This window comes from Gemella sp. 27098_8_149 (assembly GCF_041433745.1).
Taxonomy (GTDB): Bacteria; Bacillota; Bacilli; order Staphylococcales; family Gemellaceae; genus Gemella.
This window is the reverse complement of sequence record NZ_JAPWCB010000028.1, coordinates 1-12,621: the sequence shown is the minus strand read 5'-3', so window position 1 is coordinate 12,621 and position 12,621 is coordinate 1. Positions and strand designations below refer to the sequence as shown.

Sequence of the window (12,621 nt, the reverse complement as noted above, 5' to 3'; positions counted from 1 at the left end):
AGCATAAGATTAAATATTTTAACTTTAATCAACGCTATAGGTTGGACAGATGATAAAGAATTGTTTGATGAGAATAAAAGAATAATTAAAGAGAAAATTGAGCGAACTAATAAATTAGGATATGATGAAATTTATGGATTACTGAATTTAATATGCTTTGCTACTAAAGGAGATTATTCAGTTGAATATATCGATAGAATTATTGAAGAATGTATACAAAATATTCCTGTTAGGAATCATCTGAGTAAAACTTTGGGTCTTGCATATTGCGATTTACTAATTGCGTCGCTAGCATTCTTATCAAGAAATGGATATTATGACTTAGCTGAAAGAAGATGTAAAGAAACAATAAAACTATATAATGAGCAGCCAATGTTATTAAATAAAGCATCACATTCCAAAGATGTAGCTGGATTATTAGCAAAGATTTATTTACGACAAAATAAAAAAGATGGTGTTGAACTTGCGAATAAGTGTTTAAAATATGATAATATTATTACGGAAATCACAGGTGATCCACTTTATAAATATATTAGGGATTCTACTTACAAATCTTTCTGTGAAGTAAATAAAACTGGAATTGATATTGAATTCTAGTGTGTAATTAATAAGAATAAATCTTAGTAGATTATATTTAGACTAAGTATATATATTTAATTTAATTGGAGAAAAAATGGGCGATAAAAATATACATGGAAGTGTTTTTAAAAAACTAAGAGAAGAAAGAGGATATAAGTTAAAAGATGTCGCAGGTGATGTTATATCTACAAGAACATTAACTCGCTTCGAGAACGATGAAACAAGTCTACCTATTGCAATATTTGAAAAGTTATTGAAAAATTGCGATTTGACTTCATTTGATTATTTAATATATTATGTTGAAAATACTGAAATAGAAACTACGGAGTTTGCAATAAGAATGCGGAGTTATATGGAATCTGGATCTTCAACAGAGATAGTAAATGAATGTATGAAAGAATTGAAAAAAAGTGATATTAAATTTGCTGAAAGATTAGATGTTTTAAATTTTATGCAACTAATAGAATGGAATGGTAGAAGTGAATTATTTGAAGAAAACAAAAGAATAATTAAGGAGAAGATAGAGTCAACGAGTAAATTGGGATGGAGTGAGATAAATGGTCTCATAAATTTAATAAATTCTGCATCAAGCGAGGATTATTCTGTTGAGTATATTGATAGAGTTATAGAGGACTGTTTTCAAAATATTCATTTTGGGAATTATCTGAATAATTTATTTAATGAGGCATACTGTAATTTATTAATTTCTTCGTTATCATTTTTATCAAGAAATGGATACTATGAATTAGCGGAAAAGCAATGTAAAGAAACATTTATTAATTTCAATAAACAATCATTCTTAATAAATAAACCAAAATATTATATTGATATTACAGAAATATTGGCTAGGGTATATTTATGTCAAAATAAAAAAGAAGGAGTAGGACTCGCAAATAAAGTATTAAAATATCGTAATACACTTGCAGAACGTATTGATAATCCTTCATATAAACAGAAAAGAGATATCAGTTATGAAAAATTATGTGAAGTAAATAAAACCGGTATTGATTTTGAATTTTAGTGTATAATTAATTAGAATAAACCGTTGAAATATACGAAGAGGTATTTAAAAATAATAAAAGTGTTTTAATTGGAGAAGAAAAATGGATAAGAAAAATAAACATGGAAGTATTTTTAAAAAGTTAAGGGAGGAAAGAGGATATAAGTCAAAGGACGTTGCAGGTGATGTTATATCTACAAGAACATTAACTCGTTTTGAGGCAGATGAAACAAGCCTACCTATCGCTACATTTGAAAAATTATTAGAAAATTGTGGTGTTCTTCCTATAGATTATTTAGCATATTACAATAATAGTATCGAAGTTGAAAATGCTGAATTTTTCAAAAGAATTCAGAACTATCTGGATTCAGGGTATTCAACAAAGATAATAAATGAATGTAAAAAAGAGCTGAAGAAAAAAGATATTGACATTACAAGAAGAATAGACATATTATCTATAATTCTAAATATAGATGTGGAAAAGGAAAGCAAATTATGTAGTGAGAATAAAAGAATAATTATGGAAATAATTCAGACTGTTAATAAATTAGGATGGAATGAATTGAGTGCGCTGTCTACATTAACAATAATAACTTCACGAAAAGACTTTACTGTTGAGTATATTGATAGGATTATTGAAGAATGTATACATAATATTTCTACTAAAAACTATCTAAGTAATTATATAAGTATTAAATACGGTGAGTTATTAGGAACATTGTTAGCATTTTTATCAAGAAATGGTTACTATAGCTTAGCAGAAAAGCGATGTAATGAAGCACTTAATCTGTTTAAAAATAATCCAATATTATCTTGTTCAGATAAATATTATTTTGATGTTACTGGAATATTGGCAATGATATATTTACGCCAAAATAAAAAAGAAGGTGTGGAGCTCGCGAATAGGGTGTTAAATTATTATAATATGATGGTAGAAATTACTGATGATCCTTTTTCTAAAGAAACTATGGATTTAGGGTATAAGGCTCTCTGTAAAGTTAATAAAACAGGTATTGATTTTGAATTTTAAAAATTATATTATGTCAATATAATGTATCAGGAGAGTATTTAAGATAATTAATTTTTCTTAAATACTTTTTTGTTTGTAATAAAATTAAGAATGACCATTTTGAGTAAATATTAATCGGACAAATTTGTCTGATTATTTTTATTTAACCCTTTTTTTTAACTATATTTATTTTGAATCGGACAATGTTTTCTGATTATGAAAAAAGTGCTTTAATCCGTGATAAAATAAGCATACGATAACTTATAGAAATGGAGATGCTTATGAAAAATAGAAATCAACACTTATTATTAAATGAGAGACAATGTGGCTTAGGTATGTATCTATTTGGATTAAGCACGTTAGGGGAAATGTCTAATAACTTTACAAAGAAAAACAATTTCATAGAAGAAACAGTTGAGGATCAAGGTGAAATTATACAAAGTGACATGAATGACACTCAAAAGAGAACACGATTAAAATGTAATATGTGTAATAGTGGCAAACATGACATTATTGAAGACAAGAAAAATGAAATAACTACAGTAGTAGGGCTAATGTCAGTGTTCAATTAGTTAAAGGGAAATTAATATATTAATTATCACTTATATAAATTAATAGTAAACATAGTAAAACTCAAGGAATAACGCTTATTCTTTGAGTTTTACAATGTTATAAACACTAAGATATAGCATTAAATATTTATATAATAGAAAGGCGTAATATAAAGTGGAAAGTTATTAAATAATTTTGATATTTTTATAGTTTAGTATGTATAAAATATCAATGTACATATGTTGAAAAGCGATATCTATTTTATCAAAATAGATATATAGAAATACGAACTTTTAGGCATTTTTAGAATAAAGTGTCACAGGAGTCATTTTTTATTATATATTGTTAAATTTAATGCTAAAAAGTGACAATTATAACATGATTTGTTATTTTGTACTGTTAAGATGCTATAATAATAAATGTCTATAAGAGTCCGTACTTATTATTTACTATAAAAAAAGTTGAAGTATCATGTTGACACTTTTGGTTGTTTTTTTCGTCGACATAGATATTCTAGGGAAAGTAGTTATGATAAATGTTTATAGAAAAAGAAAGTGAAGTTTATAAAATGTACTTTGTTAAACCATATGATAAATTTTATTGGAAAAGTTGTCCAAAGGAATTTATTTTTAACAAAGTTGGAGAAAAAAAGTATTATGTACCTAAATAAATAATATTAAGTAAAAAAATGATGAGAAAAGTATTAATTTTGAAGTTTATAAACAGGGATATTATTAATGGAAAATAATATAGGCAGAAAAAAAGAGTAACTGTGTTGTGTTGTGTTGTCAGTTACTCTTTTTATTTTTTCATGAAATATATGTATTAAAATGAAAAAAAAGGGTTCGCTTACTACATTAATTACATAATATGTGATATAATTAACATATGATTTATTTAGGAGGCGGACGCTTAAATGGATGAAAGAAACATGCATGGAAAAATATTTAAACAAATTAGAGAAGAACGTGGAATTAAGTTGAAAGATGCTGCGGGTACTGCTATATCTGCTAGAACATTAATTAGATTTGAAGCTGATGAGACGAGTGTGTCGTTAGAGGTTTTTGAGCAATTATTAAGAAATATAGGGATTTGTTATCAGGATTATTTTTCAGAGTATTTACCTCTTGTAGAAATAGATCAGTCAGGATTTTTAAAAGAAGCGAGACGGTTAGAGGCTCTTGGTACCTTTACAGCAATCAAATCATTGGCTATTAAGACGCTTCAAAATGAGAATATTTCAATGGCAACCAGGCTATATATAGAACAATGCCTTAGTATTATTGGAGAAACTGATGGTCCTCAGATTATTCGAGATAATAGAAAAATTGTATTGGAACATTTAAGGAGTATAGATAAACATACAGTTAATGAATTATTTGCTTTAACTTTTATTCTTAGATCAATTAAAGAAGATGAATTTTCAGTTGAATTTGTTCGAAGAATCATTCATGAGAATTTTAAACCTTTCCAAACCGATAATTTATTTTCAACCGATAAGGGAGAAAGATCTTTACTACTATTAAATAGTGCGATAGCATTATTATCGAGAAGCGGTTTTGTAGAAGAAGCAGAAGAGTACTGTCTTAAAGCCATTGAATTACTAAAAGAACATTATAATAATGTTACACATTTCATGTTTCATTTATTAACATTTAATTATATACTGGCACAGATTCAACTAAAATTAAATAAACCTGAGGGTGTAGAGTTGGCTAACAAGTGTATTAGACACATTGATGCTCAGATTGCATTGACTAATTTACTTGGCGATAGTTTAACAAGGGATAGATTGGTGAAGATGTTCTATGATCGTAACAAAACAGGTATCGATTTCGAATTTTAGAAATCAATTTTGTAATTATAATATACTATGTCAATTAGAATCTAATAATCCAAAACATAAGAGACAGCTTTTCTTTATGTTTTGGATTTTTTATTTGTATTCTTAAGTAAAACGTTTTACAATTTGATTAAATAATATAAATTATATTTTAAGTAAAAACGTTATCATATAATTATAGAATGATAATAGTTATTAATACTATTTACAAAAAATATATAAAAGAGGTGTAAAGAATGTCAATTCTAAAAAAGGCGTGGTTGTATATAACCAGAAAAAGTTTTAAATCATTAGTTATTTTTTTAATAATAGCTACTATGTCATCATTAATTTTAAGTACTATATCAATTAAAAAATCAACTGATGCTTTATCAAAAGAAACTTTTCAAAATATAACTAGTAGTTTTTCTATGGAGATAAATAGAAAGACCAATCAAGGGACTGCTAGGGGAGCAGGTAACTTAATAGGAGAGGATATTGAGAAGATAAAAAATCTTCCTGGAGTGAAGAAGTATATTAAAAGAATGAATGTAAGTGCGGATCTAATTGATTTAGAGCCATTAAAACTTGCGAATCATCAGCAAGAAGAGAAAAACAACAAACAAAGACAACTTTTCTCTAAAACGGTTATCGTAACTGGAACTAATGATTCTTCATTAGATGATAGATTCTCTGCAGAGACGTTAAAATTACAAGAGGGGCGTCATCTAACTGATAATGATAAAAATTCTGTTTTAATTCATGAAGGTTTTGCTAAGAAGAATAAAGTTAAAGTTGGGGATAAGATTAAATTAAAAGGTAATCCAAATGACGCAGATAATGAGAAAAAATCTGATAAAGAGGTTGAGGTTACTGTAGTTGGTATTTTTGGAGGTCAGAATAAAGGTGCTACTTCTAGTCATATGGAACTATATGATAATATTTTTATAGCTGATACTCAAACAACAAAAACTCTATATAACTATGAAGACGGTAAAGAAATCTATCAAGATGCAACATTCTTAGTAGATGGAAAAGATAAAGTTGATAGTATTATTAGTGATGCTAAAAAGCTTCCTATTAATTGGAAACAATATATGTTAGTTAAAAGTAATCAGAACTTCCCAGCTCTTCAACAGTCATTAGATACAATTTATAGTCTAACTAATGGTGTATTCATAAGTACGATACTATTTAGTATAGTAATTCTTTCTCTAATATTATTCTTATGGATAAATAGTAGAAGAAAAGAAATAGGTGTAAGTTTAGCGATTGGTATGACTAAAGCGAGTATCATAGGGCAATTTATCCTTGAGGTTCTATTAATTAGTATTCCAAGTTTTATTGCTTCATATTTCGTAGGAAGTGCAATTAGCCAAAACATTGGAAATCAGATACTGCAACAATCTATTAAATCTGTAAGTAAGACTATTTCAAATCAAGCTAACGGAGTTAATCTAGGGGCAAACGCTGAAGTAGAGGGAGCTAATAAAATTATTACTGCTTTAGATGTAAGTGTTAGTATGGATAATATGCTAACGGTAGTACTTGTTGGTGTTGCAATAATAGTGATTGCTGTAGGAATTGCTTCTAGCAGATTAGCATATAGAAAACCTAAAGATTTATTATCTGATATTAATTAATGTAAGGAGAAACCGATGAGTATTTTTAATAGGGCTTATCTTTATATTATTAGAAAAAAAGTTAGAAGTAGTATTTTATTTTTAATAGTGACACTAATATCATTTTTCTTATTAAGTGGTAGTGTTTTGAATACGACTGTAAATAATATTTCTAAAAATTTATATAAAGATGTTAATTTTGGATTTAATATTGAAAGTATAGATAAATCCAATAAAGAAATAGAAAAGGATACTTTGAAAAAAATTGAAGAATTAAAAGGAATAACTACGAAAAATTATATTTTTTCTAAGCCAGTTACTGTTGAAGGGAAAAAGGTAGTCCAAGAGAATCAAAATATTACTTTAAATGATGAAATAAAAAATAAAAGTAATTTAGTGATGATGAATGGTATTACCGCTTCTAAAAGTAATATTGATTTTAAGAGTGAAGTTTTAAAATTGGAAAAGGGAAGACATATTGAAGAAAATGATAAGAATAAAATTATGATTCACGAAAAATTTGCAGAATTAAATAATGTTAATTTGGGTGATAAAATTAAATTAGCACAAGAAGGGAAATCATTGGAGTTAGAAGTTGTTGGGATCTACTCTGGTGAAAAGACTAATACCTTTAATGGTTTAAGTTCTGATTTTATAGAAAATACAGTTTATACCGATTATAAAGCAAGTCAAGAATTATCAAATTTAATAGCCAATAATAAAGTAACCTCAGTAGAATATGGAGTCGAAGATCCAACTAAGTTAGACGATGTAATTAAAACTGTTGAGAAATTAGGAATAAATAATTTAATGGTCTCTAAATCTAATAAGAATTATGAGCTTATTACATCATCAGTAGAGAGTATAACAAAAATAACTAATATGATAAGAATAGGTAGTGTTGTAGTTGGTGTAGTTATATTATCATTAATATTAATGTTTTGGGTTCGTGAAAGAACCTACGAAATTGGGATATTACTGTCGTTAGGAACTAGTAAAGTAAACCTAGTGTTACAATTTATAGTTGAGGTATTATTGGTAACAATAGTTGGGTTAATAACTGCACTTGGCATAGAAATCACAACAATTAAGTATTTAGCTAGCAATGTGGGAAGTATTTTTTCAGAGGATCTACCAAAAACAATAGCTGATGAATTAATGAAGATGTCTGTGAGTGTGATAGATATTATTAATCTAGTGATAGTAATGATAGCTATAGTGATTATTTCGGTAGTTGTAGCATTATTGCCAATTTTAAAAATGAAACCGAAGAAAATTTTAACGAATATTAATTAGTGAGGAATAAGAAATGTCGATTTTTAAATTAAAAAATGTAAGTTACTTATATGATAATAGTAAGTCAAAAGTTTTAAGTGGAATTACCTATAATTTTGAAGTAGGGAAGTTTTATGCGATAATAGGTAAATCAGGAGCTGGGAAGTCAACTTTACTATCGTTATTAGCAGGGTTAGATAGTCCTTCAAGTGGAGAGATATTATTCAATAATACTAATATTGAAAAAATAGGATATAGTGAACATAGACGCAAAGATATTTCGTTAGTGTTCCAAAATTATAACCTAATCGATTATCTGACTCCACTAGAAAATCTAAAACTTGTTTCCAAAAATGCAAGTAAGGATATTCTAATAAAGCTTGGATTAGAAGAAGAACATGTTAATCGAAATGTTATGAAGCTTTCTGGTGGGCAGCAACAACGTGTAGCTATAGCGAGAGCATTAGTATCTGAAGCCCCTATAATTTTAGCTGATGAACCAACAGGAAACTTAGACGAAAGTACTGCAGAAGAGATAATAGAAATCTTAAAAAAGGTAGCTGTAGAAAATAATAAATGTGTTATCGTAGTTACTCACAGTAATCAATTAGCGAGTGCTGCTGATGTAGTGTTAGAGTTGAAAGACAAAAAGTTAAAAGTTAAATAAGTAAAAAGCGAGATTGACTTTAGAAATAGATTGTTTTAAATCAAATTTCTTAAGCCGATCTCGCTTATTTTATTAATTATAAGTGTTTTTTTAAACAAAATAATTTATCAAGTTCGTTTAGTGCTTCTTCAAAACTATAAACAAGTGTTCCATGTTTTAAAATACCACCTAGAACATAGTGATTCATCGCATAACTTGGAATATCGTATTTGTTTGCAGATTTTAATCGAATATCAGAATTTATTGCGATAATCTTTTTCTTAAGTGCAATTGCAATCCCTAACTCGACCATTACACCACTATCTTCGTTTGTAACATCAGCTAAGAAGATGTCACAGTTTTTAACAGCTTCAGTGTCACCATTAAAAATATCTTGGGGTGTAGGTAGAGTTTGTTTATCTTCATTAAAAGGCTGTTCTATTGGATTAAAAACAGATAATCTTTCTCCAAATTTTTCTTTTAATAATTTTCCTTCTTTTAAACGTTGAGCTATTTCAGCTTCATTAAATAATGCTCCAGCTAAATAAAGTTTCATAAGAATAGTCCTCCTTTGTTGTTATTTAAATTATAATATATATCTGCATGAATTTACAACAAAAGTTACAACTTAGTGATAGTGATTATTTGTTTTATTAGTTATTTTAAAGATAATCAATTATAATATATATGAAATGTTTTAAAATGAAAATCTATTAAGATATATATTTTACAGTTTTAAAGGTGAATCGTTGACAGGTGTATAGATATATTATATAATGGAGTTAATAAAGAAATGGACGTGGTTCGTCCTACCTAAAAGCTCTTGTCTATACAGGGGCTTTTTTGCATTTTAAAGTGAGCGGGGAATAATATTATGAAAAAATTTAATAATATAGATAATCAAATAGAATTATTGAAATCTAGAAATTTAAGAATACTGAATGAAGAAAAAGCTAAAGAAAATTTAAAGTTATATGGTTATTATGAAATAGTGAATGGTTATAAAAATTTACTTTTAAAAGATATAGATACTTACAAAGATGGGGTAACTTTTGAGCACTTATTTTCATTGTTTAAATTGGACAGTGATATAAAAGATATAGTGTTAAATATAACATTAGAGTTTGAAATTATATTAAAAAATGTATTAGCTTATGAAATATCTAAAAAATATGGAGTTTTTGAAAGTGAATATCTAAAAAGAGAAAATTATAAGGGAAAGAGGTTCTTTATAAAGGAAAATAGTAAAGTATTTCATCTAGACATTTTATTAGATAAATTTAATCTGATTAAGAATGGTAATTCTCAGCCTTTTAGACATTACCGTGAAAGTCATAATCATGTTCCTCCATGGATACTTTTCAAGGGGGCTACATTTGGTAATATGTATTATTTTTATATGGAGCAAAAAGTAGAAGTAAAAAATAGTGTAATTAGTACAATATTTGGTGTTTCCACCAGAGAAATAGAAGAAATAAAAGAATTAAAAAATTTATTTGCAGATGGTTTATCCCTTGTTTATCAGTTTAGAAATAGAACAGCTCATGGAGGAAGGGTTTATAATTTCACTACTTATAGGGAATATATTAGATTTAATACAATATTTCATAGTAAATCTTGTATTTCCAATAAATTATACAGATTTGGTTACGGTAAAAAATGATTTATTTACATTTATAAAATTTTTCAGTTTTATGCCAAAGAATTTAAATGAAAAATTAAATATTGGAGTTAGAAGTATTTTAAAAGAATATCTGTCAAAATATCCAGAAGATAAAAATATGCTTCTTACAGAAATAGGAGTGCCTCCAACAATAATTGAATTTGATTTAGAAGAAATTTTTGATATAACTTTGTAATAGTTGAAAATCAATTGAGAGTGTTTTCACCTCCATTGTATCATCTTTCCAATTTTACTAGTTATTTTAGCTAAATTTTATTATAATAATTAATGAAGTAAAGAATATATATGTGAGGAATTTATTGATGAAAAGTGTAGTACTTTGTGAAAAACCTTCGGTTGCTCGTGATATAGCGAGGAATCTTGGAGCGAAAAATAATAAAAATGGTTGTCTAGAAGGGGACAAGTATGTAGTTACTTGGGCGTTAGGTCATTTAATCACCCTTCAAACTCCTGATAAATATAAGGAATTTAATAATGTAAGCTTAGAAAATTTACCGATGATTCCAAAGTTTATGAAAACAGAAATAATTAAGAAAACTTTCAAACAGTATAAAGTAGTAGAAAATGCTTTGAACAGGAAAGATGTTAACGAAGTTATCATTGCGACTGATGCAGGTCGTGAAGGGGAGCTTGTTGCTCGTTATATTATTGATAAGGCGAAATGCAATAAAAATGTAAAAAGACTTTGGATCTCGTCTGTAACAGATAAGGCGATTAAAGATGGATTTAGAAATCTAAAAGATGGGAAAGAATACTTAGGACTATATCATTCAGGTATAGCACGTGCTAATGCTGACTGGTTAGTTGGAATAAATGCATCTAGAGCATTAACATTAAAATACAATGCGTCACTTAACTGTGGTCGTGTTCAAACTCCTACATTGCAGATGGTTTTTGAGAGAGAAGAAAAGATTAAACAATTTAAACCAAAAGATTATTATACTTTTGAAGCACAAATTGATGGTGTTAAGTTTAGCTGTGGTAATAGTGAATTTAATCTAGAAAAAGCGGAACAATTCATTAAAAAGAATATCAACAAAGAAATTAAATTTAATGATGTTCAGACAAAATCTAAAACATCATCAGCAAAACCTTTATACAATTTAACTGATATTCAACAAACTGCTAGTGCGTTGTTCGGTATGTCACCGAAGCAAACGTTAAATATTGTTCAAAGTCTGTATGAAAGGCATAAAGTATTAACATATCCAAGAACGGACAGTAGATATTTAACTAGTGATATGAAGAACACTTTAAAAGATCGTATTCAAGCTATTGGTGGAGATTTTAGAGGAATTACTGCAAAATTACTTAAAGTAAAAGATTATAATATTAAGAAAATTATTAACAATTCAAAAGTTAGCGATCACCACGCTATTATTCCTACTGAACAAAGACCTAACTATATGTCGATGTCAGATATGGAGACTAAAATATATAATTTGGTAGCTAAGAGGTTCTTAGAGAATTTATTACCAGAGTATAAATATGAAGAGACTACGTATTCGTTTAATATTGAAAATAAAGTATTCTTAGCAAAAGGATTAAAAGTAATTCAAGAAGGATATAAAGAATTAAGTAGAGAAGAGTTACAGGATAAGACTATCGATATTCAAAATAGTAGTTATAAACTGGAATCATTAGTTTATAATAAAAAACAAACTACCCCACCTAGTTATTATACTGAAGGTACTCTAATTTATGCGATGGAGAATCCATTTGAGTTTGTAGAAGATGAGAATGAAAGAAAAATTCTTAAAGAGACAAATGGTATTGGTACTGTAGCAACACGTGCAGATATATTAGAAAAATTATTTACAAATGATTATTTAGTTCTAGATAATGGTCGAATTAAAACTACGAATAAAGCGAAGCAACTTCTAAACTTAGTACCTAAAAATCTTAAGAGTCCATCTTTAACTGCTGTTTGGGAGAAACAACTTGATAATATTGCTAAGAACAAACTTTCAAAAGATAAGTTCTTAAATGATGTTAAAGACTATACGAGATCATGTATAGCAGAAATTAAAGATAGTGAAGATAGATTTAAACATGATAATATAAGTGGTAAGAAATGTGAAGAGTGTGGTAGTTTCATGCTTGAAGTAGATAAAAAAGGTACAAAGATGCTGAAATGTTCTAGTCCGTCTTGTCGAAATCGTAAGGTCATTAGTAGATTAACAAATCTTCGTTGTGATAATTGTCATAAGAAGATGACTTTATTTGGTAATGGTGAAAATGCTACTTATCGTTGCCAATGTGGTAATTCTCTAAAACAAAAAGAAGTAGATAAACGAATTAAATCTAGTAAAAAAGACAAAGCAAGTCGTGTAGATATGAAAAAATACATGAAACAGGAAAAATTAGAAAATAATGCACTTGCAGGTTTAGCAGGATTGAAATTAAAATAAGGGGCTGCCCCAAAAGACCTA

The 12,621-nt window shown here is 27.6% G+C and carries 12 protein-coding genes; 11 read left to right on the top strand and 1 reads right to left on the bottom strand.

Going from position 1 to position 12,621, the window contains the following annotated elements:
* From O3801_RS08290 to O3801_RS08255, 8 genes are all read left to right on the top strand, one after another.
* On the top strand, positions 1-597 hold a 597-nt coding region (locus O3801_RS08290), incomplete at its 5' end, for a hypothetical protein (protein WP_371454650.1).
* Positions 598-673: 76 nt separating this feature from the next.
* Positions 674-1,600 (top strand): helix-turn-helix domain-containing protein, encoded by a 927-nt coding sequence (locus O3801_RS08285; RefSeq protein ID WP_371454649.1) that lies wholly within the window; start codon positions 674-676, stop codon positions 1,598-1,600.
* Positions 1,601-1,682: 82 nt separating this feature from the next.
* On the top strand, positions 1,683-2,609 hold the full coding sequence (locus O3801_RS08280) for a helix-turn-helix domain-containing protein (protein ID WP_371454648.1): 927 nt from the start codon (positions 1,683-1,685) through the stop codon (positions 2,607-2,609).
* Between the two features lie 260 nt (positions 2,610-2,869).
* Complete coding sequence (locus tag O3801_RS08275; protein ID WP_294683561.1) at positions 2,870-3,160, top strand: hypothetical protein; 291 nt, start codon at positions 2,870-2,872, stop codon at positions 3,158-3,160.
* Positions 3,161-4,056: 896 nt separating this feature from the next.
* Positions 4,057-4,986 (top strand): helix-turn-helix domain-containing protein, encoded by a 930-nt coding sequence (locus O3801_RS08270; protein WP_371454647.1) that lies wholly within the window; start codon positions 4,057-4,059, stop codon positions 4,984-4,986.
* A 314-nt stretch (positions 4,987-5,300) separates the two neighbouring features.
* On the top strand, positions 5,301-6,605 hold the full coding sequence (locus O3801_RS08265; RefSeq protein WP_371454646.1) for an ABC transporter permease: 1,305 nt from the start codon (positions 5,301-5,303) through the stop codon (positions 6,603-6,605).
* Positions 6,606-6,620: 15 nt separating this feature from the next.
* Entirely contained in the window at positions 6,621-7,880 is a 1,260-nt protein-coding gene (locus tag O3801_RS08260; RefSeq protein WP_371454645.1) for an ABC transporter permease, read from the top strand.
* 13 nt (positions 7,881-7,893) lie between these two features.
* Positions 7,894-8,526 (top strand): ABC transporter ATP-binding protein, encoded by a 633-nt coding sequence (locus O3801_RS08255; protein ID WP_371454644.1) that lies wholly within the window; start codon positions 7,894-7,896, stop codon positions 8,524-8,526.
* Between the two features lie 76 nt (positions 8,527-8,602).
* Here O3801_RS08255 and O3801_RS08250 read toward each other — a convergent pair whose 3' ends face one another.
* Complete coding sequence (locus tag O3801_RS08250; RefSeq protein ID WP_294683566.1) at positions 8,603-9,061, bottom strand: nucleoside 2-deoxyribosyltransferase; 459 nt, start codon at positions 9,059-9,061, stop codon at positions 8,603-8,605.
* A 318-nt stretch (positions 9,062-9,379) separates the two neighbouring features.
* Between O3801_RS08250 and O3801_RS08245 the strand changes: the two genes are divergently transcribed.
* The 3 genes from O3801_RS08245 (at position 9,380) to O3801_RS08235 (ending at position 12,600) form a co-directional block, all read left to right on the top strand.
* Positions 9,380-10,168 carry an Abi family protein gene (locus tag O3801_RS08245; RefSeq protein WP_371454643.1) on the top strand — a complete coding sequence of 263 codons (789 nt, stop codon included), beginning with the start codon at positions 9,380-9,382 and terminating at the stop codon, positions 10,166-10,168.
* A 31-nt stretch (positions 10,169-10,199) separates the two neighbouring features.
* Complete coding sequence (locus tag O3801_RS08240) at positions 10,200-10,364, top strand: hypothetical protein (protein ID WP_371454642.1); 165 nt, start codon at positions 10,200-10,202, stop codon at positions 10,362-10,364.
* A gap of 127 nt (positions 10,365-10,491) precedes the next feature.
* Positions 10,492-12,600, top strand: a complete 2,109-nt coding sequence (locus O3801_RS08235; protein WP_371454641.1) for a DNA topoisomerase III — start codon at positions 10,492-10,494, stop codon at positions 12,598-12,600.
* The last annotated feature ends 21 nt before the right edge of the window (positions 12,601-12,621 follow it).

Coding starts and splice junctions, on each gene's coding strand:
- O3801_RS08285 (WP_371454649.1), top strand. CDS start 674: ATGGGCGATAAAAATATACATGGAAGTGTTTTTAAAAAACTAAGAGAA.
- O3801_RS08280 (WP_371454648.1), top strand. CDS start 1,683: ATGGATAAGAAAAATAAACATGGAAGTATTTTTAAAAAGTTAAGGGAG.
- O3801_RS08275 (WP_294683561.1), top strand. CDS start 2,870: ATGAAAAATAGAAATCAACACTTATTATTAAATGAGAGACAATGTGGC.
- O3801_RS08270 (WP_371454647.1), top strand. CDS start 4,057: ATGGATGAAAGAAACATGCATGGAAAAATATTTAAACAAATTAGAGAA.
- O3801_RS08265 (WP_371454646.1), top strand. CDS start 5,301: ATGTCATCATTAATTTTAAGTACTATATCAATTAAAAAATCAACTGAT.
- O3801_RS08260 (WP_371454645.1), top strand. CDS start 6,621: ATGAGTATTTTTAATAGGGCTTATCTTTATATTATTAGAAAAAAAGTT.
- O3801_RS08255 (WP_371454644.1), top strand. CDS start 7,894: ATGTCGATTTTTAAATTAAAAAATGTAAGTTACTTATATGATAATAGT.
- O3801_RS08250 (WP_294683566.1), bottom strand. CDS start 9,061: ATGAAACTTTATTTAGCTGGAGCATTATTTAATGAAGCTGAAATAGCT.
- O3801_RS08245 (WP_371454643.1), top strand. CDS start 9,380: ATGAAAAAATTTAATAATATAGATAATCAAATAGAATTATTGAAATCT.
- O3801_RS08240 (WP_371454642.1), top strand. CDS start 10,200: ATGCCAAAGAATTTAAATGAAAAATTAAATATTGGAGTTAGAAGTATT.
- O3801_RS08235 (WP_371454641.1), top strand. CDS start 10,492: ATGAAAAGTGTAGTACTTTGTGAAAAACCTTCGGTTGCTCGTGATATA.